Source organism: Methylobacterium radiodurans (genome assembly GCF_003173735.1).
GTDB classification, from domain to species: Bacteria; Pseudomonadota; Alphaproteobacteria; order Rhizobiales; family Beijerinckiaceae; genus Methylobacterium; species Methylobacterium radiodurans.
On the sequence record NZ_CP029551.1, the window covers coordinates 878,734 to 902,009 of the forward strand.

The 23,276-nt window shown below is 70.9% G+C and carries 21 protein-coding genes; 7 read left to right on the plus strand and 14 right to left on the minus strand.

What is annotated here, in order from left to right:
• Window positions 1-69: 69 nt before the first annotated feature.
• Window positions 70-1,107: an NAD-dependent epimerase/dehydratase family protein gene (locus tag DK427_RS03960; protein WP_109950133.1), complete on the minus strand. Its 1,038-nt coding sequence runs from the start codon at window positions 1,105-1,107 to the stop codon at window positions 70-72.
• 21 nt (window positions 1,108-1,128) lie between these two features.
• The gene (locus tag DK427_RS03965; protein ID WP_162559647.1) at window positions 1,129-2,334 is read right to left on the minus strand and encodes a glycosyltransferase family 87 protein; all 1,206 of its coding nucleotides are present in this window, start codon (window positions 2,332-2,334) and stop codon (window positions 1,129-1,131) included.
• A 243-nt stretch (window positions 2,335-2,577) separates the two neighbouring features.
• Between DK427_RS03965 and DK427_RS03970 the strand changes: the two genes are divergently transcribed.
• On the plus strand, window positions 2,578-4,359 hold the full coding sequence (locus tag DK427_RS03970; RefSeq protein WP_109950135.1) for a hypothetical protein: 1,782 nt from the start codon (window positions 2,578-2,580) through the stop codon (window positions 4,357-4,359).
• 4 nt (window positions 4,360-4,363) lie between these two features.
• Here the strand turns inward: DK427_RS03970 and DK427_RS03975 are convergent, their stop codons facing one another.
• The 5 genes from DK427_RS03975 to secG all read right to left on the minus strand — a co-directional run bounded on the left by DK427_RS03975 (window position 4,364) and on the right by secG (window position 9,073).
• Complete coding sequence (locus DK427_RS03975; RefSeq protein ID WP_109950136.1) at window positions 4,364-4,756, minus strand: hypothetical protein; 393 nt, start codon at window positions 4,754-4,756, stop codon at window positions 4,364-4,366.
• Window positions 4,753-6,330, minus strand: coding sequence for a S10 family peptidase (locus DK427_RS03980; RefSeq protein ID WP_425452534.1), 1,578 nt, complete (start codon window positions 6,328-6,330; stop codon window positions 4,753-4,755). Before DK427_RS03980 ends, DK427_RS03975 begins: the two co-directional genes overlap by 4 nt.
• Entirely contained in the window at window positions 6,327-6,779 is a 453-nt protein-coding gene (locus DK427_RS03985) for a DNA polymerase III subunit chi (protein WP_066920420.1), read from the minus strand. Before DK427_RS03985 ends, DK427_RS03980 begins: the two co-directional genes overlap by 4 nt.
• A gap of 65 nt (window positions 6,780-6,844) precedes the next feature.
• Complete coding sequence (locus DK427_RS03990; protein ID WP_109950137.1) at window positions 6,845-8,473, minus strand: CTP synthase; 1,629 nt, start codon at window positions 8,471-8,473, stop codon at window positions 6,845-6,847.
• A 174-nt stretch (window positions 8,474-8,647) separates the two neighbouring features.
• Window positions 8,648-9,073 (minus strand): preprotein translocase subunit SecG, encoded by a 426-nt coding sequence (secG, locus tag DK427_RS03995; protein WP_109950138.1) that lies wholly within the window; start codon window positions 9,071-9,073, stop codon window positions 8,648-8,650.
• Between the two features lie 288 nt (window positions 9,074-9,361).
• Between secG and DK427_RS04000 the strand changes: the two genes are divergently transcribed.
• Window positions 9,362-9,808 carry a nuclear transport factor 2 family protein gene (locus tag DK427_RS04000; protein ID WP_109950139.1) on the plus strand — a complete coding sequence of 149 codons (447 nt, stop codon included), beginning with the start codon at window positions 9,362-9,364 and terminating at the stop codon, window positions 9,806-9,808.
• Window positions 9,809-9,817: 9 nt separating this feature from the next.
• On the opposite strand, the gene tpiA is transcribed toward DK427_RS04000, so the two are convergent.
• Window positions 9,818-10,579 carry a triose-phosphate isomerase gene (tpiA, locus tag DK427_RS04005; RefSeq protein WP_109950140.1) on the minus strand — a complete coding sequence of 254 codons (762 nt, stop codon included), beginning with the start codon at window positions 10,577-10,579 and terminating at the stop codon, window positions 9,818-9,820.
• A 252-nt stretch (window positions 10,580-10,831) separates the two neighbouring features.
• On the opposite strand from tpiA, the gene DK427_RS04010 reads away from it, so the two are divergent.
• The 5 genes from DK427_RS04010 (at window position 10,832) to rpmG (ending at window position 15,887) form a co-directional block, all read left to right on the plus strand.
• A complete protein-coding gene (locus DK427_RS04010; protein ID WP_109950141.1) occupies window positions 10,832-12,733 on the plus strand; it encodes a peptidylprolyl isomerase in 1,902 nt (633 codons plus the stop codon).
• Window positions 12,733-14,262 carry an anthranilate synthase component I gene (gene trpE / locus DK427_RS04015; protein ID WP_109950142.1) on the plus strand — a complete coding sequence of 510 codons (1,530 nt, stop codon included), beginning with the start codon at window positions 12,733-12,735 and terminating at the stop codon, window positions 14,260-14,262. The genes DK427_RS04010 and trpE overlap by 1 nt, the downstream gene beginning before the upstream one ends.
• Before the next feature lie 116 nt (window positions 14,263-14,378).
• Window positions 14,379-14,855, plus strand: a complete 477-nt coding sequence (locus DK427_RS04020) for a DUF983 domain-containing protein (RefSeq protein ID WP_109950143.1) — start codon at window positions 14,379-14,381, stop codon at window positions 14,853-14,855.
• Window positions 14,812-15,573: an NUDIX hydrolase gene (locus DK427_RS04025; protein ID WP_109950144.1), complete on the plus strand. Its 762-nt coding sequence runs from the start codon at window positions 14,812-14,814 to the stop codon at window positions 15,571-15,573. Before DK427_RS04020 ends, DK427_RS04025 begins: the two co-directional genes overlap by 44 nt.
• Before the next feature lie 146 nt (window positions 15,574-15,719).
• On the plus strand, window positions 15,720-15,887 hold the full coding sequence (rpmG, locus tag DK427_RS04030) for a 50S ribosomal protein L33 (protein WP_109950145.1): 168 nt from the start codon (window positions 15,720-15,722) through the stop codon (window positions 15,885-15,887).
• Between the two features lie 116 nt (window positions 15,888-16,003).
• Here the strand turns inward: rpmG and DK427_RS04035 are convergent, their stop codons facing one another.
• From DK427_RS04035 to DK427_RS04060, 6 genes are all read right to left on the minus strand, one after another.
• Entirely contained in the window at window positions 16,004-16,936 is a 933-nt protein-coding gene (locus DK427_RS04035) for a LysR family transcriptional regulator (RefSeq protein ID WP_109950146.1), read from the minus strand.
• A 167-nt stretch (window positions 16,937-17,103) separates the two neighbouring features.
• Window positions 17,104-17,571, minus strand: a complete 468-nt coding sequence (locus DK427_RS04040) for a PAS domain-containing protein (RefSeq protein WP_109950147.1) — start codon at window positions 17,569-17,571, stop codon at window positions 17,104-17,106.
• A 348-nt stretch (window positions 17,572-17,919) separates the two neighbouring features.
• The gene (locus DK427_RS04045; RefSeq protein WP_109950148.1) at window positions 17,920-18,213 is read right to left on the minus strand and encodes a formate dehydrogenase subunit delta; all 294 of its coding nucleotides are present in this window, start codon (window positions 18,211-18,213) and stop codon (window positions 17,920-17,922) included.
• A 6-nt stretch (window positions 18,214-18,219) separates the two neighbouring features.
• A complete protein-coding gene (fdhF, locus tag DK427_RS04050) occupies window positions 18,220-21,081 on the minus strand; it encodes a formate dehydrogenase subunit alpha (RefSeq protein ID WP_109950149.1) in 2,862 nt (953 codons plus the stop codon).
• 10 nt (window positions 21,082-21,091) lie between these two features.
• Window positions 21,092-22,651, minus strand: coding sequence for a formate dehydrogenase beta subunit (locus DK427_RS04055; protein WP_109950150.1), 1,560 nt, complete (start codon window positions 22,649-22,651; stop codon window positions 21,092-21,094).
• Window positions 22,648-23,121, minus strand: coding sequence for a formate dehydrogenase subunit gamma (locus tag DK427_RS04060; RefSeq protein WP_109953991.1), 474 nt, complete (start codon window positions 23,119-23,121; stop codon window positions 22,648-22,650). The genes DK427_RS04055 and DK427_RS04060 overlap by 4 nt, the downstream gene beginning before the upstream one ends.
• Window positions 23,122-23,276 lie beyond the last annotated feature (155 nt).

Here is a 23,276-nt window from a genome sequence, read left to right on the forward strand (position 1 = left end):
TGCGCCGGAGTATCGCCCGGAAGGGTTAACGAGCGCTGTGTTCCGCGGCGCCGGCCCGCGCGGCCCCGGTCAGGAGATCCATTTGAGGGCGCGGATGACGCCCATGTCGGCGGCGCGGCGATGGGCCGAGACGTCGCGCCGTCCGGCGATCTCGGCCTGGTTCGCGGCGTAGTAGCGGTAGGCGTGCAGCAGCATCTCGCTGTTCGACAGGGTCGGGCGCCAGCCGAGCGCGGCCTTGATCCGCCCGGTATCGAAGGTGAAGTCGGCCGCGATCATCCGGTAATGGTAGGGACCGAGCGGCGAGACCCGGAGCGCGTGCGCCGCCCGCATGGCGAGGACGGCCGGTCCCTTGGGCAGGCCGACGATCCGCGACCGGCTCCCGGTCTGCGCGATGACGTGCGCGAAGGTCTCGCGCATGGTGTCGACCCGGTCCGAGCCGATACCGAAGATGCCCGTGCGGCGCTGCTGCCAGGCGAGCAGCATCGCGGCGATCAGGTCGCGGGCGTAGATGAACTGGTAGCGGTGGGAGCCGTCGCCGACCATCCAGACGCGGCGCCCCTCGGCGATGAACTCGAACAGGATCGCGAGGAGGCCGAGGCGTCCCTCGTCGATGATCGTGGGCGAGCGGATCACGGTGGCGGCGAAGTCGCCCGCATGGGCCGCTAGGATCTTCTCGCCCTCCCACTTGCTCAAGCCGTAGGGCTCGCAGGGCTCCGGCGCGTCGTCCTCGCGCACCGGCCGGTCGAAGCCACGGCCCCAGAGGCAGTTGCTGGACACGTAGACGAGGCTCGGCACGCCCGCTGCCGCGGCCGCCGCCGCGAGGCTGCGCGTGCCCTCGACGTTCGACGACCACATCTCGGCCTCCGGCACGGCGCCGTGGGCGAGGAGCGCCGCGCAGTGGAACACGCCCTCGAAGCCGCCGCCCGACAGGATCCGGTCGAGGCTCGCTCGGTCGCGGATGTCGCCGACGACGCCGTTCAGCTGCGGATGCCGCCGCTCGCCGGGCAGGAGGTCGATGCTCGTGACCGCGTGCCCGGCCGCCAGCAGGTCGTCGATCAGGAGGGATCCCAGGAAGCCGGAACCGCCGGTGACGAGAAGACGGGCCATTTCGGTTCTCAGTGTCGGTTCTCAGACGGGCGCCGCGCGCGGGACCGCGACGCTCGGTCGGCCGTCGGCCGGGGCGAGGAGGCGCCACGCGGCCGCGAACAAGGTCCCGGGCACCAGGAGGCACAGGATCGGCAGGTCAAAGATGAACAGCACCCGGGCGAGGGGGACGAGGAGCCAGGTGGCGAGCGCGAGCGGGGCCGCCGGTCGGCCGAGCGCCAGCAGGCTCAGGCCCGGCGCGACCAGGGCGAGCTCGTAGTGGCTCGCGTAGGGGAGCATCACGATCGGAGCGAGCAGGACGACGAGGAGCGCGAGGGGATCCATCCGCGGTCCGTCCCCCGCCCGGCGCAGGGCGGCCACCCCCACCGCGAAGGCGAGGAGCGTCACCGTTCCCTGGAGCGCCCAGGCCCCGGCCGGCGGCATGCCCCAGAAGCGCGCCGCGAAGAAGGGCGAGACCGAGGTCTCGATCCAGCGCGCGTGGAATTCCGTGATGAAGGCGCTCTGCATGGGCATGGTCACGCCGATGAAGCGCTCCCACGGGCCTAGTCCGAACAGCAGGACCGAGAGGCCGACGAGGGCCGCGGTCGAGAGGGCGGCCATCGGGATCCAGCGCCAGCGCCCGGTGCAGAGCAGGACGAGCCCGAGTGCCAGGGCGAATTGCGGCTTGACCGAGAGAAGGCCGAGACAGAGCCCGGCGATCCAAGGGCGGCGCCGGCTCTCGAGCACGGCCAGGGCCGCCGCCAGCGCGATGAGGCCGCCGAAATGGCCGTAGAGCACCATCGCGCCGGCCGCCGGCGCGGTGCAGACCACGAGGATGAACCATCCCCGCCGCGCCGCGGGCGCCAGCCAGAGCCGCGTCGCCAGGGCCAGGGCCGCGAGGTTGACGAGCGTCCAGGCGATCACGGCTGGCAGGAACGGCAGCAGGCCGAAGGGGACCAGGAAGACCAGGATGTGCGGCGGGTAGACGAAGAGCAGCTTCGGGTCGTGGGCGATGTCGAACACCGCCATCACCGTGTCCCGGTAGGCTGCCGGATCGGCGAGCACGGCGCCCTGTCCCGACAGCGCGAGGCGCGGCGCGAGCCAGAAATTGACGAAGTCCCGCCCGAACGGCGTGCCGATGAGCCAGCCCTTCAGGTCCCACGGCCGGATGCCGAGCCAGTTCGCCAGGGTGACGGCGGCGCCCGCGGCCACGATGAGGCGTTGCCGTGCCGAAAGGGATTGGGGGACCATGGACTGGACTCCGCGATCCGGACCGCGCATCCCGTCGGGACGGGCGGACCCTTGACGTGTCGCGCCCCCGGTTCGAATCGGCTCTCCGCCCGATCCGGGAACAGTCCGGCACGGTTAACCGGACCTGCCTGCCAGCCGATTAACACCGCGCCCGATCCGGTGCTTGACCCGCCATTAAGCGGATTCCGCCCATCCTCTGGCCGTCGCGGCCGCGCATCCGCGGCTGCGCGGAGTTGATGGCGGATGACGACGGGGATCGCGGTGCAGGCGCCGCCGAGGGTGCGGGTCGATGTCCAGCTCGTCCTCTGGCTCATCGTCGGGTTCTCGCTGCTCACGCTGAACGCGCCGGCCGACCTCTGGGGCACGATCACGCGCCTGCGCGTGCCCGACACCGACGACGCGATGCGCCTCGTGGGCGTGCGCGACCTGCTCGCCGGCCAGGGCTGGTACGACAACGTCCAGTACCGGTTCCTGCTGCCGGGCGGCGTTCAGAGTCACTGGTCGCGCCTCGTCGATGCGCCCATCGCCGGCCTGATCCTGCTGCTCTCGCCGATCACCGGCCGGTCCCTGGCCGAGGGGCTGACGGCCGTGCTCTGGCCCCTGCTGCTGCTCGGCCTGTTCTGCCTGATGGTCCATCGGGGCGTGCGCGCGAGCTTCGGACCCCGCGCCGCGGTGCTCGCGGTGTTCGTGGCGACGCAGACCTTCGGCATCCTCGTCCAGTTCCAGGCGGGCCGGGTCGATCACCACAACCTGCAGATCCTGGCGATCTTCGGCCTCGCCCTCTGCCTCGTCCGCGGCGGCCTGCGCCCAGGGCTCGTCGGCGGCGGGCTCGCCGCGCTCTCCCTGGCGATCGGCCTGGAGGCGTTGCCCTACATCGCGCTGGGCGCCCTCTTCCTCGCGGGCGACTGGATGCTGCGCGGCCGGGCGGCGCTGCCGGCCTTCCTGGGCTTCGGCCTCGGCCTGTCGGCGGCCTTCCCGCTCTTCGCGGCCCAGACCGCGCCCGCCCTGTGGGGCACGGCCTACTGCGACGCCCTCTCGCCGCCCTGGCTCTGGCTGGCGGCAGGTGGCTGCGCCACGGCGCTGGCCTGCGCGGGGCTCGACCGGCACCTGAGTTCGGCCGGCGCCCGCCTCGGCTTCGCGGCGCTCTGCGGCGCCGCCCTGCTCGGCGGGTTCGCCGCCCTGTTCCCCACCTGCCTCGGCGGTCCCTTCCCGGACATGACGCCGCTGGTGCGCGCGCACTGGCTCTACACCGTCAACGAGATGTCCTCGGTCCCGAAATTCGTGGCGTGGCGGCAGTGGGAGATCCTGGCCTTCTACCCGATCCTCGTCGTGGCGGCTCTTGCTGCGACCTGGGCCGCCTTCCGAGGTCCGGAGCGGCGTCTCTTCCGGGTCGCCGCCCTGTTCCTCTGGCCCGGGGTGCTGCTCGGATTCGTCCAGCTGCGCGGCATCTACGTCGCGGTGGCCTTCGTGCCGCTGGTGGCCGGCCCGGTGATCGACCGGGCTCTCGCGGCCGCGCCGAACCTCAGGGGCGCGCGCCTCTGGGGGACCTTGGCGCTGAGCGTCGGCCTAGTCGGCTCGAGCTGGACGGCGCTCGCGCTGCTCGCGGGGGCCCTCACCCCTACGGCCGCGAACGGCCGCGATCCGGACGGCGCGGTGACCTGCCACGCGGACGCCGCCGTGGCGCCGCTCGCCGCCCTGCCACCCGGCACGGTGCTGGCGCCGATCTTCATCGGTCCGTCGATCCTGCTGCGCACGCCGCATTCCGTGGTGGGCGCGCCCTACCACCGGGCCATCCCGGGCCTCACCGCCGTCATCGAGGGCCTGGGCGGGACTGAGTCCGACCTGCGGCGGCAGGTCCGCGCGCACGACATCCGCTACCTGGCGACCTGCCCGTCCCGTCCCGGCGACGACCTGCAGGCGGAAACCGCCTTCGCGACGCGCCTCACCCGCGGCGAGGTCGCGGTGCCGTGGCTGGAGCCCGTGGACCTTCCGGGCAGCGCGCTGCGGGTCTGGCGCGTGCGTTAGCTGGCTAAGACTTTATCACCCGGTCGAGCCGGTTGTTGACGAAGAAGTACAGCTCCTTCGCGCCGGGCTCTGTGTAGAGCACCTGCACCTCGCGCCCCGCGCGGCCCTCGCCGATCAGCACGTCGGTCGGCGCCCGGCCCTTCAGGCGGACGAGGTCGCACTCGCCGATGCCGGGCTCGATCGCCGCGGCGGTGCCGGGCGCAGCGCCCGTGCAGGCGCCCTCCGGGGTCAGCACGGGCCCGCTGAAGCTCGGCGGCGGCGCGGGCGGGCGCGGCGGAACCGGGGCGATCTCGGCGGGCGTCGGCGGCGTCCGCTCCGCGGCGGTGCAGCCCGCCAGAGCGATGGCCGCGAGACCGGCCACGAGACCGGCCGCGAGGGCGAGGCTCGACCGGCTCATCGGCTCGCCCGCCCGTCGCCCGCCTCGCGCGCCTTCACGGCGGCGGAGAACAGGGCGGCCGCGTCCCGCTTGAAGGCGGCGCGCGAGTCCGCCCGAGAGTAGAACATGTGGCCGCCCGGATAGACCGCGAGCGTCAGGCGCGGCGGCTGGCCGTAGGAGGGCAACTGGTCGATCAGCAGCTTCGAGGCGAAGTAGGGCGTGACGAGGTCGGTGTAGCCGTGGGTGACCAGCACCCGCATGTTGCCGTCCAGCGCCAGCACGCTGCGCAGTTGCCCCAGCGCTTCCGGTGCCGAGCGGCCGGAGTTCCAGCCCCAGCTGCGGTTCACCGCGGCGTTCAGGAGCTCGTAGCGCAGGTTCGGCACGCGCCAGTTCAGGCGCTTCGTGTAGAGGTCGATCATCGCGCTGGTGAGGGGCGCCTGGAGCGCGGTCAGCAGCGGGTCGTCGAAGCCGGAATGCGGCGCGGTCGGATCCGGGTCCCAGCCCGTCACCGCCGTGTCGTAGGCGCTGGCGACGCGCCCCGAGGCCCGGTCGGCCTCGCGCTGGACGCTGCCGGTGGAGACGCGCCCGGCCTGCTGCCGCACGAGGGCCGGGTCGAGCCCGGTCAGCGCGGCCACGCGCTCGGTGAGGCGGGCGACGGCTTGCGCGTCGTTCGGGCCCTTGAGCAGGTCGGCGAGGTAGGGTCCGGTAGCGTAGCCTTCCGCGTCCCGCATCAGCTCGGGCGTCGGCGTCCGGCCCGAGCGCTCCAGGGCGGCGGCCGCGAAGGAGGGCAGGCGCAGCACGTGGCCCAAAGGATTCGCCCGCGGCTGTTGCAGCCAGGCGAAGTCGAGCACCGGCGATAGCAGCACCATGCCGGACAGCCCGACGCCGATATCCTCCTGGAGCTTGGCCGCGATCAGGGGCCCGCGGAAGCCGCCGTAGCTCTCGCCGACGTAGAATTTCGGGCTCGCCATGCGGTCGTTGGCGCGCAGGTACCGGGCGATCGCGGCGGCGAGCACGGAACTGTCCGCCTCGACGTTCCAGTACGACTTGCCATCCCCGTCCGCGGCCCGGCTGTAGCCTGTGCCGACGGGATCGATGAAGACGAGATCGGTGACGTCGAGCCAGGTGCCGTCGTTCGGCACCAAAGCCACGCTCTGCGACGGGCTGATGCTCGGCCCGTCCGCGGGCAGGCGCCAGGGGCCGATCGCCCCGATATTGAGATAGGCCGAGGCCGCGCCGGGGCCGCCGTTGATCGCGAAGGTGACCGGGCGCTCTCGGGCCTCCTCGGCCGGCCGCGTGTAGGCGATGTAGGCGATCTCGGCCTGGAGCTTTCCGGATTCGTCGACGAGGGCCAAGCTGCCGGCGGTCGCGGTGAAGTCGAGGCGCTTGCCGTCCGGCAGGGTGACGCTCTGCTGCGTCACCGAATCGGCGGGCAGCTTGCGGCCCTCGCGGGATTCGGCGGCCGGGCGCTCGGGCCCGCGGCGGCCGGCCTCTCCGCGCCCGGCTTCCTGGGCGTGCAGGGGTGCCTGCAACGGTGCGAGGCCGACGAGGAGGGCTGCGAGCAGCGCGGCTGTGCGTCCGGTCAAATGCGTCACGCCTTCTTGTTCCAGCGACCGTCCTCGTCCTGCTGCCAGTAGGCGACCGCGTGGCCGGCGGCCTTGGCTTGGCGCCACTGCTCGCGGGCGCGCAGCAGCGCGTCCTGGTCGGTGCCGTCGAACAGGATGCAGATGCGCGCGTAGTCGGCCGCGTCGGGGGGCAGGTCGGCGCCTTCCACGAGGAAGCGGATCGAGGCACCGTTCGGGTTGAGGTCGCGCAGGGTCAGCACCACCGGCTGGGTGCCGGCATCGGGCTCGCGGTCGGTGCCGTGGGGCAGGAAGCTCTCGTCCGCGTAGGTCCAGAGCCCGTCGTCGAGGGCGGCGAGCCGCTCCTCGCTCACCGCCTGGATCGCGGCCTGCCAGCCGCGCTCCAGCGAGCGCTCGACGAGGTTGGGCAGCACCCGCTCCAGGGGCTGGCGCTGCATGTGGTAGAACAGGATCTCGGTCACGGCCCGCTAGAGATAGGCGCGCGCCCGCGGAGTGCGAGCGCGCCCGGGCGTCACACCGCGATCCCTCACACCAGCCGGCTCTGCTCGATCGCCGCGCCGATGAAGCTCTGGAAGAGGGGGTGCGGCTCGAAGGGGCGCGACTTCAGCTCCGGGTGGTACTGCACGCCGATGAACCAGGGATGGCCGACATGCTCCACGGTCTCCGGCAGGAGGCCGTCCGGCGAGGTGCCGGAGAAGCGCAGGCCCGCCGCCTCCAGCCGCTCGCGATAGGCCATGTTGACCTCGTAGCGGTGGCGGTGGCGCTCGGAGATGTCCGTCGTGCCGTAGATCTCGGCGATCCGGGTGCCGGCCCCGAGGCGGGCCTGGTAGGCGCCGAGCCGCATCGTGCCGCCGAGGTCGCCGGCCGCCGCGCGCTTCTCCAGCTCGTTGCCCTTGAGCCACTCGGTGAGCAGGCCGACCACCGGCTCCGAGGTCTCGCCGAACTCGGTCGAGTTCGCGTCCGCGATGCCGGCGAGCGCCCGGGCCGCCTCGATCACCGCCATCTGCATGCCGAAGCAGATGCCGAAATACGGGATTCTGCGCTCGCGGGCGTAGCGGGCCGCGCGGATCTTGCCCTCGGCGCCGCGCTGGCCGAAGCCGCCGGGCACCAGGATGCCGTTGATGCCCTCCAGGAAGGGGGCCGGGTCCTCGCGCTCGAACACCTCGGACTCGATCCACTCGAGGTTCACCCGGCAGCGATGGGCGATGCCGCCGTGGGTGAGCGCCTCGGTGAGCGACTTGTAGGCGTCCTTCAGCCCCGTGTACTTGCCCACGATGGCGATGGAGACCTCGCCCTCGGGGTTCTTCACCCGCTCCGAGATGGTGCGCCAGCGGGTCAGGTCCGGCTCGGCCTTCGGCTCCAGGCCGAAATGGGAGAGCACCTCGCGGTCGAGTCCGGCCTCCCGGTAGGAGAGCGGCACGTCGTAGATCGAGGCGACGTCGCGCGCCTCGATGACCGCCGATTCGCGCACGTTGCAGAACAGGCCGAGCTTGCGCCGCTCGTCGGCCGGGATCGGCCGGTCGCAGCGGCAGAGCAGGAAGTCGGGCTGGATGCCGATCGAGCGCAGCTCCTTCACGGAGTGCTGGGTCGGCTTCGTCTTCAGCTCGCCCGCCGAGGGAATGTAGGGCAGGAGCGTCAGGTGCATGAAGGCGGTGGTGCCGCGCGGCAGTTCCTGGCCGAGCTGGCGGATCGCCTCGAAGAAGGGCAGGCCCTCGATGTCGCCGACCGTGCCGCCGATCTCCACGAGGACGAAGTCGTAGGCCTCGTTGCCGTCGAGCACGAACGCCTTGATGGCGTTGGTGACGTGCGGGATCACCTGGATGGTGGCGCCGAGGTAGTCGCCGCGCCGCTCACGCGCGATGATGTCCTGATAGATCCGGCCCGTGGTGATGTTGTCGGCGCGCGTGGCGGGGAGCCCGGTGAAGCGCTCGTAATGGCCGAGGTCGAGGTCGGTCTCGGCGCCGTCGTCGGTGACGAAGACCTCGCCGTGCTGCGTCGGGCTCATCGTGCCCGGATCGACGTTGAGATAGGGGTCGAGCTTGCGCAGCCGCACGCGGTAGCCGCGCGCCTGAAGCAGGGCCGCCAGAGCGGCCGAGGCGAGACCTTTGCCGAGCGAGGAAACCACGCCGCCGGTGATGAAAACGTACCGCGTCATGGGCCTCGGTCCATAATCAAAGCGTGAGACTTTGCCAAACGGAACGCGGCCCGCGCCCCCCGTTTCCTGTGCTCGGGCGGCGCGGGGCCGGACCGCGTCGGCGGCATGGGTTCGGATAGGGCCCGGCGCGCACCCTGGCCCGCCGGTCGTCGCGTCGTCGGCCCGGGCCGCGCCTCAGCGGGATTGCGGTGCCTCGGGCGGGCCGGCGGGCTGGCTCGGGGCGGGCGCGGCGGGAGCAGCACCCGGCGCGGACGTCGTGCCCTGGTTCTGCTGCTGGCGCAGGGTGTCGAGCAGGTTGTCGGCGCCGCCCGGCTGCTGGCGCGCCGGCTGATTCGTGCCGGCGCCGTCGAGGATCGAGCGCGGGCCGGCGGCGCGGTGCGACATCACGGCGAGCGTCATGCTGGTGACGAAGAACAGGGCGGCCAGGATCGCGGTGGCGCGGGTGAGCGCGTTGGCCTGGCCGCGGCCGGTCATGAAGCCGGAGACGCCGCCGCTGCCGCCACCGCCGAGCCCGAGGCCGCCCTCGGAGCGCTGCAGCAGCACGACGCCGATCAGCGCGAGCACGATGAGGAGGTGGACGACGATCAGGACGGTCTGCATCGGGATTCCGGGGTCTTACCTGTCTGGCGCCGATCCCGAGAACGCTCGCGATGCTCAGGGATCAGAGGCGGGCGCGCCGCCGGCCGGTGCTCCAGCGCGCCGCCCGCATAATCGGCCGGGCCATACACCAGAAGCGGCCGCGCGCCAACAGGAAGCCGGCGGGCCGACGGGTTCCGGGCGGGGCCCGGCCCCTCTCGCCTCGCAGTCGCGCCCGTGCTCTCCTGCGGCACGATAGCCGGAACCCAGGCGCGGCGCCCCGGACGCGCCGCCGATCCCCGGAGGAACGCCATGCCCGTCTCGCGCCGATCGCTGCTCGCCGCCCTCGCGGCCGCCCACCTCCTGTCGGCGGCTATGCCATCCGCCCGGGCCGCCGGACCGGAGGCCGAGGTCGAGGCGGCGGTCGACGCGCTGACCCGCGCGATCCTGGCCGCCGACGGGGCGGCCCTCGACGCGCTGGTGCTCGACGGACTGAGCTACGGCCATTCGAGCGGAGCGGTGCAGGACAAGGCCGCCTTCATCGACGCGCTGGTGAGCCGCCGCTCCAGCTTCCCCAGCATCACCCTGACGAGCCGGACGGCCTCGGTGGTCGGCGACGACGCGATCGCACGGCACGTCTTCGACGGCGAGACGGTCTCGAACGGCAAGAGCGTGCCGGTCCATATCGGCGTGCTTCAGGTCTGGCACCGGGAGGGCGGCCGCTGGCGCCTGCTCGCGCGGCAGGCCTACAAGCTCTGAGCCGCCGCCTCAGGCGTAGGCGTTGCAGATGCCCAGGAAATCCTCGGCGACGAGGCTCGCGCCGCCGACCAGCGCGCCGTCGACGTTCTCGACCGCCATCAGCTCGCGGGCGTTGCCGGGTTTGACCGAGCCGCCGTAGAGGATGCGGATCTTCTCGGCCTCCTCGCCGACGAGCTTGTCGAGCATCTCGCGCAAGCTCGCGTGGACCTCGGCGATCTCGCCCGGGGTCGGGGTGCGGCCCGACCCGATCGCCCAGACCGGCTCGTAGGCGATCACCGTGTCCTTGGCGGTCGCGCCCTTCGGGAGGCCGATGGCGAGCTGCGCCCGCACGATGCTGAGCGCGCGGCCCTGCTCACGCTCCTCCATGGTCTCGCCGACGCAGATGATGCCGCACAGGCCCGCGCGCCGGGCGCCGAGCGCCTTGGCGTGCACGCCGTCATCGGTCTCGTGGTGGTAGGCGCGCCGCTCGGAATGGCCGACGATGACGTATTTCGCGCCGAGATCGGCCAGCATCTCGGCCGAGATCGAGCCGGTGAAGGCGCCGCTCGGGCGGGCGTGCAGGTTCTGGCCGCCGATGGCGATGGGCGAGCCGTAGGTCGCGGCGACGCAGGAGCCGATCAGCGTCGCGGGCGGGCAGATCAGCACGTCGATCTTCTCGAGCAGCGCCGGCGAGAGCCCGTCGCGGATCGCCTCGACGGTCGCGAGCGAGGCGCGCGTGCCGTTCATCTTCCAGTTGCCCGCAACCAGAGGACGCCGCCCCGAACCCGCCATGCCTTTACCTCGATCGCGTCGTGCCGCCCGGATGGGCCGGGCCTAGCAGAGCAAGCTTGGGCGCGCAAACCGGTCCGGTGACGACGGCGCGGCCGGCGTCGCAGCTCCGGTCGCAGCGTCATCGGTAACTTGGCGAGGCGCCCGCGGATGGGCTATCGCGAATGTAAAGGCGCGCCTGCACATGACCCTGCGGACGCGCGAACGGGTGACGGCCCTCGCAGCCCACGGGCGCGGGGAGGACGCGGGACAACGATGCTCCAGAACATTCGCGACGCCAGCCAGCACTGGCTCGGCAAGATCGTCCTGACGATCATCTTCACCCTGCTGATCGCGGGCGTGGGCATCTTCGGCGTCGAGGAGTTCTTCCGCGGCGGCTCCAGCACCACGGTCGCCACCGTCGGCAAGACGCAGATCGGCGCTGAAGCCGTGCGCAGCGCCTACCAGAACCAGCTCCAGCGCTTCCAGGCGCAGTTCCGCCGCAACATCACGCCGGACCAGGCCCGCGCGCTCGGCATCGAGCGGCAGGTGCTGCAGCAGCTCGTCACCGAGGCCGCCCTCGACCAGAAGACGAGCGACCTCGGCCTCGCCGTGTCCGACGCCGCCGTGCTCCGGGCGATCCAGGACGAGAAGAGCTTCCAGAACGCGGAAGGCCGCTTCGACCGGGCGCTGTTCTACCAGACCCTGCAGCGGGCGGGCCTCAACGAGCAGCTCTTCGTGCGCGAGCAGCGGGCCGTCATCGCCCGGCTGCAGCTCGCCGAGGCAGTCTCGGCGGATCTGCCCGTGCCCCAGGCGATGCGGGAAGCCGTGCACCGCTACAGCACGGAGCGGCGCGCGGCCGCCTACCTCATCCTCACCCCCTCGGTGGCGGGCGACATCCCAGCCCCGAGCGAGGATGATCTGAAGGCCTATTACGAGGCCAACAAGGCGGCCTACCGCGCACCCGAGACCCGCGCCGTGAACCTCCTGGTGCTCGACCCCGAGGCGCTGGCCAAGCCCGACGCCGTCTCGGCCGAGGAGGTGCAGAAGATCTACGACGCCCAGAAGGGCACGTTCGGCAAGCCGGAGCGCCGCACCATCCGGCAGATCGTCTTCCCCGACGAGGCTTCGGCCGAGGAGGCCCGCAAGGCGATCGAGTCGGGCGAGAAGAGCTTCGAGGCGGTGGCCAAGGAACGCGGCACCGACGACAAGGATCTGGTGCTGGGCACCCTGACCAAGGCCGAGCTGTTCGACCCGGCGGTGGCCGAGGCGGCCTTCGGGCTGGAGCAGGGCAAGGTCAGCCAGCCGGTGAAGGGCCGCTTCGGCACGGTGCTCCTCGACGTGACGACGATCGAGCCCGGCACGGTGAAGCCGCTCAGCGAGGTCGAGGGCGAGATCCGCCGTCAGGTCGCCCTGACCCGGGCGCGCGAGGGCATCGACAAGACCCACGACGCCGTCGAGGACGAGCGCGCGAGCGCCAAGCCGCTCGCCGACATCGCGAAGGAGCGCGGTCTCGCTCTCGTCGCCGTGCCGGCCGTCGACGCGCAGGGCCGCGACCCGGCGGGCGAGAAGGTCGCAGGCGTCCCGGAGGCCGACACGACGCTGCCGGCCGTGTTCCGCGCCGAGATCGGCGGCGACAACGAGCCCCTGCGCACGAAGAACGGCGGTTACGTCTGGTACGACGTCACGAAGGTCGACGCCGCCCACGACAAGCCCCTCGACGCGGTCCGCGATGCGGTCGCCGCCGGCTGGCGGAGCGCCGAGGTCGAGAAGCGCCTCCAGGCCAAGGGCCGGGAACTGGCCGAGCGCCTCGACAAGGGTGAGACCATCGAGGCGCTGGCCACGGAGGCCGGCCTGAACCCACACACGGCCGAGGACATCGCTCGCAACCAGCCGAAGGACCAGCTCACCGCCGACGTGGTGGCTCGCGTCTTCGCCACGAATGTCGGCAAGGCGGGCTCGGCCCAGTCCGGCGAGAACCGGGCCGTGTTCAAGGTCACGCAGGCGACGATGCCGGCCTACGTGCCGGGCAGCCCGAGCGACAAAACCGTGGAGGGCAACTTCCGCACGGCGATCGCCGACGACGTGCTCGGCGCCTACATCGCCGAGGTGCAGAAGAGCGCGGGCGTCAGCGTCAACCAGGCGGCGCTCCGCCGGGCGATCGGCGGCGAGTACTGATGTCGGAGCCCAGCGACTTCGACGCCGTCCGGGCGGCCTACGAGGCGGGGCGCCCGACGCTCCTCAGCCTGACGCTGGTGGCGGATCTGGAGACCCCGGTCGCCGCCTTCCTCAAGCTCCGGGTCGGGCATGCCGGCCCGGCCTTCCTGCTCGAATCCGTCGAGGGCGGCGCGGTGCGCGGGCGCTACTCGATGATCGGGCTTGATCCCGACCTGATCTGGCGCTGCCGCGACGGCCGGCCGGAGCGGACGCGCGGGCCTGACCTCGCGCGGTTCGAGCCGGACGAGCGGGCGCCGCTGGCAAGCCTCAGGGCGCTGATCGCCGAGAGCGCGATCGCGGAGGCGGGTGAAGACAAGGGAGCGGACCTGCCGCCGATGGCCGCCGGCCTGTTCGGCTATCTCGGCTACGACATGGTCCGGGCGATGGAGCGGCTGCCCGAGCCCAATCCCGACCCGCTCGGCGTGCCGGACGCGGTGATGATCCGCCCGCGCACCATGGTGGTGTTCGACGCGGTGCGCGACCTCATCACGGTGGTCTGCCCGGTGCGCCCGGCCGAGGGCGTCAGCGCGCGGGCCGCCCACGAGGACGCCCTCGCCCGGCTCGACCGGGTGGCGGCGGCGCTCGAAGGCCCCCTGCCGATCGAGGCGCGGATCGACCTCGCGGAGGTCGCGCCCCCGGAGCCGGTCTCGAACACGCCGCCGGACGCCTACGCGGCGATGGTGGCCAAGGCCAAGGAATACATCGTCGCGGGCGACATCTTCCAGGTGGTGCTCTCGCAGCGCTTCGAGGCGCCCTTCACGCTGCCGGCCTTCGCGCTCTACCGGAGCTTGCGGCGCACGAACCCGGCGCCGTTCCTGTGCTACCTCGATTTCGAGGCCTTCCAGGTGGTCTGCTCCAGCCCCGAGATCCTGGTGCGGCTGCGGGACGGCACGGTGACGATCCGGCCGATCGCCGGCACGCGCCGCCGCGGCGCCACGCCGGCCGAGGACCGTGCGCTCGCCGAGGAGCTTCTGGCCGACCCGAAGGAGCGCTCCGAGCACCTGATGCTGCTCGATCTCGGCCGCAACGATGTCGGCCGGGTCTCCCGCATCGGCAGCGTGCGGGTCACGGACTCGTTCTTCCTCGAGTACTACAGCCAGGTGATGCACATCGTCTCGAACGTCGAGGGCACGCTGGATCCCGCCCACGACGCGCTCTCGGCGCTCGCCGCAGGCTTCCCGGCCGGCACGGTCTCGGGTGCCCCGAAGGTGCGGGCAATGGAGATCATCGACGAGCTGGAGCGCGAGAAGCGCGGGCCCTACGGCGGCTGCATCGGCTATTTCGGCGCCCGCGGCGAGATGGACACCTGCATCGTGCTGCGCACGGCGATCGTGAAGGACGGGCGCATGCACGTCCAGGCGGGAGCGGGCATCGTGTACGATTCGGACCCGGCCTCCGAGCAGCAGGAATGCGTCAACAAGGCGCGTGCCCTGTTCCGGGCGGCGGAGGAGGCGGTGCGCTTCGCCGCGCAGGCCCGGCGGGGACAGTAGGGCGCAGGACCCATCCGCTCCTGCGGAGCGGGTCCGATCCCATATCCAGTCCTGGGTGCCGAGCCCGAGGTCCATGCCCCGCGTTCCAAAGGTCGGCCGGAAGATGTGAGGCGGTGATGAGTGCGAGCGATCTTCCCGAGACCGGGGCGCCGGCCCGCACGGGCCTGATCCGATCGATGGGCCGGGGCTTCCTCGGGCGCTGCCCGCATTGCGGGGAAGGCAGGATCTTCGGCCGCTTCCTCAAGGTGCGCCCCGCCTGCGAATCCTGCGGGCTGGAGCTGCACCATCACCGGGCCGACGACCTGCCGCCCTATCTGGTGATCTTCATCGTCGCCCATCTCGTCGGCTACCTGATCCTGGAGCTGGAGATGGGCTACGACGTACCGCTGTGGTTCCAGTTCAGCTTCTGGCCGGTCGTCACGCTCGGGCTGGCGCTCGGGCTGCTCCAGCCGGTGAAGGGCGCGGTGGTCGGACTGCAATACGCCCTTGGCTTGCACGGTTTCGCTAGGCTACCGGGGGTGCGCTCCGCCACGGAGGGAGGCCCAGCCATTGGACAGAGCGGACACGGACGGGCCGATCTCGGCCGCGCCTGAGGCGGCCGAGGCGCACGCGACCCCGAAGCTCCCTGTGCGATCGCTGCGCCCGCGCGATGCCGCCGCGCTGATCCTCATCGACCGCCGCCGGGGCGGCCCCCGCGTGCTGATGGGCCGGCGCAATCCGGGCCTCGCCTTCATGCCGGGCAAGTTCGTGTTCCCGGGTGGCCGCACGGAACCCGGCGACCGGCGCATGCCGGTGGCGAACGCGCTGCCGGACTATGCCGAGGCCGCTCTGGTGCGGCAGGTCACGCGCCCGCCGCAGGATCTCGGCCGGGTGCTGGCGCTCGCCGCCATCCGCGAGACCTTCGAGGAGACGGGCCTCGTCGTCGGCACCCGGGAATACGGGCCACCCGAGATGGTCCCTGTGGGCTGGGAGGCCTTCGGCCGGCACGGCGTGCTGCCGGATCTGGAGGCGCTCCATCTCGTCGCCCGGGCAATCACGCCGCCGAAGCAGGTGCGGCGCTTCGATACCCGTTTCTTCACCGCGGAGCGCGCGGCGGTCGTTGTCGAGGAGCCCGGCCGGATCGGGCCGGAGGCGGAACTCGTCGAACTCGCATGGCTGCGGCTCGACACGGCGCGCAAGCTCGACCTGCCCTTCATCACCCGCATGATCCTCGACGAACTGGAGGCCCAGATCGCGGTCGGTTTCGCGCCGTATCGCCAGATCCCGTTCCATTACGAGCGCCACGGAAGGCGGGAGCGGGTGGCCCTGTAGAGGGGGCGCAGAACCCTGTGGGTCTTGACCGCCGAGGCCGGATCGGGCATTGACCCGCGCGTATTCCGGCCGGGGGCAAAGCCCGGCCCTTTTCGTTTTCGCGTTTCGCTTACGCGGAATGCCGCGAAGCTCAGGAGCGCCGCCCCATGGCCAAGGCCGTCACCGTCAAGATCAAGCTCGTCTCCACCGCCGACACGGGCTACTTCTACGTCACCAAGAAGAACTCGCGCACGCAGACCGAGAAGCTGACGATGCGCAAGTACGATCCCGTCGCGCGCAAGCACGTCGACTTCAAGGAAGCCAAGATCAAGTAATCGGGCTTCTTCTTCGGACGCATTCGAGAGCCGCTCCGGCAACGGGGCGGCTCTTCTCGTTCCCGGGGATCCCTGGGGCCTGCGGGCCTTTCGAGGCTGTGGGCGCAGCGCCGAGATCACAGCTCCGGCGGCAGCCCGTAGACCGTGCCGTCGAGCGTCGGGTCGAGCGTCCGGGTCAGCCCGCGCGCGATGGCGACGAGGGCGGTGACCATCGGGGTCGAGGGCTCGCGCTTGGCCGCCACGAGGCCGATCGTGTGCTCCAGCACCGGTCCGGTTATCGGGATCGCCCGCACGCCCTCCATGGGCCCGAGCGCGTCGCTGAGGATCGCCGGCAGCACACTCGCCCAGCGCAGGGTGCGCACATGGGTCATCAGCACGATCATCGAGTTCGATTCGAGCGTGGTCGCGGGCTCCTGGCCGGCGGCGCGGATCTGCTGGTCGATGATGCGCCGATTCTGCATGTTGGGCGTGAGCAGGCAGAGCGGGATGCGGCCGATCTCCGCCCAGGTCACCGAGGCGCGGTCGTCGTAGGGGCCGCCAGCCGCCGTCAGCAGGCGGTAGCGCTCTCTGTAGAGCGGCACGGCGATGACCCGGCCCAGCGGCTCGTTGTCGAGGTAGGTCAGGCCCGCATCGGCCTCCAGGTTCTCGATCAGCGAGAAGATGTCAGTCGAGGTGGTCGATTCGACGGTGAGCCGCACGTCAGGGTGGCGGGCGCGGTAGGGCGTCGTCAGGCTCGCGACCATCGGCAGCGCGGTCGGGATCGCGGCGATGCGCAGATGCCCGGTCAGTCCCTTGCGCAGGGCCGAGATGTCCTCCTGCATGGCGCGGGCGTCGGCCACGATCCGGCGAGCCCACTCCAGCACCCGCTCGCCCTCCGGCGTGAAGCCCTGGAAGCGCGAGCCGCGCAGGACCAGCTGGACGCCGAAGCGGTTCTCGAGCTGCTTCACCCCGGCCGAGAGGGTCTGCTGCGTCACGCCGCAGACCTCGGCTGCGTGGCCGAAATGCTGCTCGCGGGCGAGGGCGAGCAGGAAGTCGAGCTTGTCGATCACGGGGGCTTCCGGGCAGCGCGCGGGTTGGTGCCGAACGCAGGGTAGTTCGGCGGGCTCCTGCCCTCAACCGGAGGACGTCGACAGTCTCAGCGCCTCTCATAGAGCGCCGATCAGCGGGCGCCCTCCCGCCCCGCCCGACGGCGCTGCGGACGTTCTGTGGGAGGCTCTCAGTCGAAGAGCGGCGCGAAGTTCTCCGTGAGCGGGAGCGCTGCCGCGTGGATCGGCCGGTAGCGGCCTCCGCCGCCGCGTGCGGGCCGCCCACGCCGACGCACCACCTCGCGCTCGAAGGCGATGAAGGCTTCCGGCGTTCCGTCCCGCCGCCGCACGGTGCGCACGTCGAGCTCGCAGAGATAGGCCTCGCCGTCCTTGCGGTAGTTCTGCAGGAAGCCCGTGAAGCGGCCTTCGAGGCGCAGCGCCCGCTGGATCTGCCGCGTCGCCTCGCGGCTGGTGCCCGGCCCCTGCAGCATGCGCGGCGAGCGCCCGAGAACCTCGTCGGAGTCGTAGCCGCTCATCCGGAGGAAGGCCGGATTGGTGTACAGGACCGTCGGCCCGGGGCGATCGAGATCGATATCGGTGAGAACGACCGCAACATCGAGCGGCTCCGCGAACAGGCGGACGAGTTCGATGATGTTCATGGCTCCTTCCCCGCGGGACGAGGCGGCAGCATCGTTAATAAACCTTAACGATCCCTCAACGGAGCCTCTATTGGAAGCGGAGATCGCGGGCAAGATAGAATTGTTGCGGCCGAGATGCCTGCCATAAAGGGCTAGAGACCGTCATGGGTCGTAGAGTGCCGATACATAGGGATTGACATTACTGCCGGTTGAATAGGTGGCGCGCAAGATTATTGTGGCGCGCCTAACGTCTGCCCACGACGCTCGGCAGCGTCAGGAGCGATACTGGGTCGTCCGAAACGGCAAAACCCGGGCTCGTGAGGAGCCCGGGTCGCAGAACCCAGCGGGTAGAGGAGCACGTCCCGGGCGTCAGCCCGCGTCGCTGGCGCCCGCGCCCAGGAGCTGCGGGTCACGGGTGGCGGCGCGGACCGGGCTGTCAGCCTGCGGCTCCGCCCCCGAGAGGGCCCGGACCACAAGCTCGTCCACACGATCGCCCTGCTCCGGCAGGGCGTTCTCCAGATGCGCGATCATCTTCGGCGTCCAGAAGGCCCGGATGTGCTTGTCGATCCCGGCGACCGCCTCCTCCTCCGGATAGGACCGGAAGAAGGCGGCGATCTGGTTGGCCATGCGGACGAGCTTGTCCGCCTGCGTGAGGGCGCTCATCCGGGCTTACTCCGCCGCCTTCAGAGACTGGGCGATGCGCGTCAGCGAGAAATCCTCCTCGTAGAACTTCGCCTGCCAGTCGGAGGGCCGGTTGGTGCGCCGCACCTGCACCGCCGTCACCTTGTACTCGGGGCAGTTGGTCGCCCAGTCCGAGTAGTCCGTGGTGATGACGTTGGCGCCGGTCTTGGCGTGGTGGAAGGTGGTGTAGACCACGCCCGGCTGCATCCGCTCGGAGACCCGGGCCTTCAGCGCGATGTCGCCCGAGCGGCTCTCCAGGGAGACGAGATCGCCGTCCACGATGCCGCGAAGCTCCGCGTCGAAGGGGTGGATCTCCAGCACGTCCTCCTCGTGCCAGCGCGAATTGTGGGTGCGCCTCGTCTGCGCGCCGACATTGTACTGGGAGAGGATGCGGCCCGTGGTGAGGATGAGCGGGAACTTCGCCCCCGTGCGCTCCTCGGTCGGCACGAACTCGGTGATCATGAACCGGCCCTTGCCGCGGACGAAGCGGTCCACGTGCATCATAGGGGTGCCGAGCGGCGCCTGCTCGTTGCAGGGCCACTGCACAGAGCCCAGCTCGTCGAGCTTGGCGTAGGACACGCCAGTGAAGCTCGGGGTGAGCGCCGCGATCTCGTCCATGATCTCGGACGGGTGCGAGTAGTTCATCGGGTAGCCGAGCGCGTTCGAGAGCAGCACCGTGCCCTCCCAGTCGCCGTAGCCGCCCATCGGGGCCATGACCTTGCGGACGCGCGAGATGCGGCGCTCGGCGTTGGTGAAGGTGCCGTCCTTCTCCAGGAACGAGGCGCCCGGCAGGAAGACGTGGGCGTACTTGGCGGTCTCGTTCAGGAACAGGTCCTGCACGACGATGCACTCCATCGCCATCAGGCCGGCGGTGACGTGGTGCGTGTCGGGGTCGGACTGCGCGATGTCCTCGCCCTGGATGTACATGCCCTTGAAGGCGCCATCGACGGCCTCGTCCAGCATGTTGGTGATGCGCAGTCCCGGCGCGTTGTCGAGCTTGGCGCCCCAGAGGGACTCGAAGCTCTCGCGGGTGGCGTCGTCCGAGACGTGGCGGTAGCCCGGCAGCTCGTGCGGGAACGAGCCCATGTCGCAGGAGCCCTGCACGTTGTTCTGGCCGCGCAGCGGGTTCACGCCCGCACCCAGCATGCCGATATTACCGGTGGCCATGGCGATGTTGGCCATGCCCATCACCATGGTCGAGCCCTGGCTGTGCTCGGTGACGCCGAGGCCGTAGTAGATGCCGGCCGCGCCGCCCTTGGCGTAGAGCCGCGCCGCGCCGCGCACCTGCTCGGGATCGAGCCCGGTGAATTGCTGTTGGTTCTCCGGCGAGTGGCGCTCGTCGGCGATGAAGCGGGCCCAGGACTCGAACTCGGCCAGATCGCAGCGCTCGCGGACATAGGCCTCGTCGATCAGCCCCTCGGTGACGATGACGTGCGCCAGCGAGTTGATGAAGGCGACGTTGGAGCCGGGCTTCAGGGGCAGGTGGAAGTCCGCCTTGATGTGGGGCGACTTCACGAGGTCGATCCTGCGCGGGTCGGCGACGATGAGCTTGGCGCCCTCGCGCAGGCGCTTCTTCATGCGCGAGCCGAAGACCGGGTGGCCGTCGGTCGGGTTGGCGCCGATCACCAGGATCACGTCGGAATGGGCCACGGAGGCGAAGTCCTGCGTGCCGGCTGAGGTACCCAGCGTCGACATCAGGCCGTAGCCGGTGGGCGAGTGGCAGACGCGGGCGCAGGTATCGACGTTGTTGTTGCCAAACGCCGCGCGCACGAGCTTCTGGACGAGGTAGGCCTCCTCGTTGGTGCAGCGCGACGAGGTGATGCCGCCGACCGAGTCCCGGCCGTAGGTGGCCTGGATGCGCTTGAACTCGGAGGCCGCGCGGTCGATCGCCTCCTCCCAGGAGACCTCGCGCCACGGATCCGTGATCTTCTCGCGGATCATCGGCTTGGTGATGCGGTCCTTGTGGGTGGCGTAGCCGTAGGCGAAGCGGCCCTTGACGCAGCTATGGCCCTCGTTGGCCTTGCCGCCCTTGTAGGGCACCATGCGGACGACCCGCTCGCCCTGCATCTCGGCCTTGAACGAGCAGCCGACGCCGCAATAGGCGCAGGTCGTGACCTCCGCGTGCTCGGGCTGGCCGAACTCGTGGATCGACTTCTCCTGGAGCGTCGCGGTCGGGCAGGCCTGCACGCAGGCGCCGCAGGAGACGCACTCGGACTCGAAGAAGTTCGTGGGACCGGCAGCGACCCGGCTATCGAAGCCGCGGCCCGCGATGGTCAGCGCGAAGGTGCCCTGCACCTCCTCGCAGGCGCGGACGCAGCGGTTGCAGACGATGCACTTCGACGGGTCGTAGGTGAAGTAGGGGTTCGACTCGTCCTTGGGCAGGTATTTCTCGGAGGTCGGCCGGACGTGGTTGTCGCCCTCGTAGCCGTAGCGCACGTCGCGCAGGCCCACGACGCCGGCCTGGGTCTGCAGCTCGCAATCGCCGTTGGCCGCGCAGGTCAGGCAGTCGAGCGGGTGATCGGAGATGTAGAGCTCCATCACGCCCTTGCGGAGTCGCGCGAGCTTGTCCGACTGCGTGTGCACCACCATGCCGTTCTCGGCAGGCGTGGTGCAGGAGGCAGGCGTGCCGCGCCGCCCCTCGATCTCGACGAGGCAGAGGCGACAGGAGCCGAAGGGCTCCAGCGAGTCCGTGGCGCAGAGCTTCGGGATCTGCGTGCCCGCATTCATCGCGGCCGCCATCACCGAGGTGCCGGCCGGCACCGTGACGGACATGCCGTCGATGGTCAGCGTCACCGTCTGCTCGTTGACGCGGATCGGCGTGCCGTAGTCGATTTCCTTGATCAGGCCCATCGACGCCTCCTCACTCGGCCGCGACCGGGAAGTCCCCGGCGCGCCTGAAATCCTCGGGGAAATGGGTGATCGCGCTCATCACGGGCATCGGGGTGAGCCCGCCCATGGCGCAGAGCGACCCATCGGTCATGACCTCGCAGAGATCCTCGACCAGCTTCAGGTTCTGGTCCGGCCGGATTCCGGCGATCACCTTGTCCATCGTCTCGACGCCGCGGGTCGCGCCGATGCGGCAGGGGGTGCACTTGCCGCACGACTCGGTCGCGCAGAACTCGAAGGCGAAGCGGGCCTGTTTCGCCATGTCGACGGTGTCGTCGAAGACCACGATGCCGCCGTGGCCGACGAGGCCCTTCTTGGCCGCCATCGCCTCATAGTCGAGGGGCGTGTCGAGGAGTTCGTCCGGGAAGTAGGCCCCGAGCGGGCCGCCGACCTGCACGGCGCGGACCGGCCGTCCGGAGCGGGTGCCGCCGCCGAAATCCTCGATGACCTCGCGCAGCGTGATGCCGAACGCCATCTCGATCAGGCCGCCATGCTTGATGTTGCCGGCGAGCTGGATCGGCAGCGTGCCGAGCGAGCGGCCCATGCCGTAATCGGCGTAGGCCTTGGCGCCATGCTCCAAGATCCAGGGCACGGCCGTGAAGGTCATCACGTTGTTGACGAGTGTCGGCTTGCCGAGGAAACCCTTCAGCGCCGGGATCGGGGGCTTGGCCCGCACGATGCCGCGGCGGCCCTCCAGGCTCTCCAAGAGCGAGGTCTCCTCGCCGCAGATATAGGCACCGGCGCCGAGCCGGACTTCCAGGTGGAAGGTCTTGCCCGAGCCCATGACGTTGTCGCCGAGCACCCCGGCCTTCACGCCGTTGGCGATGGCCTCCTTCAGCGTCTCGAAGGCCTGCGGGTACTCCGAGCGCAGGTAGATGTAGCCGCGCGTGGCGCCCGTCGCGACGCCCGCGATGGTCATGCCCTCGATGAGGTTGAAGGGGTCGCCCTCCATCATCATCCGGTCGGCGAAGGTGCCGGAATCGCCCTCGTCGGCGTTGCAGACCACGTATTTCTGCTCCGCCTTGGCGAGCATCACCGTGTTCCACTTGATGCCGGCCGGAAAGCCGGCGCCGCCGCGGCCGCGCAGCCCCGACTCGCGCACCTCGGCGACGATGCCTTCGGCGTCCTTCTTGAGCGCGGCTTCGAGCCCGCGATAGCCGCCATGCGCCCGGTAATCCTCGACCGAGGCCGGATCGACCACGCCGCAGCGGTGGAAGGTCAGGCGCTGCTGCCGGGCGAGGAACGGGATCTCCTCGGGTTTGCCGAGGCGCAACGGATGGTCGCCGCCCGTGGTCAGGCCGGCATCGAGCAGCGCGTCGACGTCCTTCAGGGTCACAGGGCCGTAGGCGATCCGGCCCTCGGGCGTCTCGACCTCGACCATCGGCTCCAGCCAGAACAGGCCGCGCGAGCCGGTGCGCTTGATGGTGACGTCGAGACCGCGGCGCTCGGCCCCGGCGAAGAGGGCGCGGGCGACCTTGTTGGCGCCGAGCCCGAGCGCGACGGCGTCGCGCGGAACGGTGATCGTGACGCTCACTGGCGCACCTCCGTCAGGGCTGCTTCGAGGGCGTCGGCGGTCAGGTGGGCGACCGGCTCGCCGTCGACGAGGGCGGCGGGACCGTTGGCGCAGAGGCCGAGGCAGTAGACCGGCTCGACGGTGCAGGAGCCGTCCGCCGTCGTGCCGTGCCACTCAGTGCCGAGCCGCTTGAGGATGTCGGCGTGGAGTTTGTCCGAACCCATCGCCTGGCAGGCCTCGGCGCGGCAGAGCTTCACCGTGTGGCGACCCGCCGGGTGGGCCCGGAAGTCGTGGTAGAAGGTGATGCAGCCGTGGACCTCGGCGCGCGACAGGTTCAGCGCGTCGGCGATGAGCGGCACGGCCCCCGCATCGACGTAGCCGAAGGTCTCCTGCAAGGCGTGCAGGATCGGCAGCGTCGCCCCTTCGAGATGGGTGTGCTCTGCGATGATCCCAGCGGCGCGCGGGGCGCTCCAGGGCTCGAAACGCGGCATCATTTCCTACCTACATTGTTCCTGTTCTAAGGCTCGAGTGGAACAGAAATGCAGGTGGGCTTCAATCAAGCGCTCAGGTGGCCTGACAAAGGACGTCTGTCAGGCTGTAACTCTCCTCCTTGGCTAACGCTCTTGGGGAGGAACGAGGGGGCGGG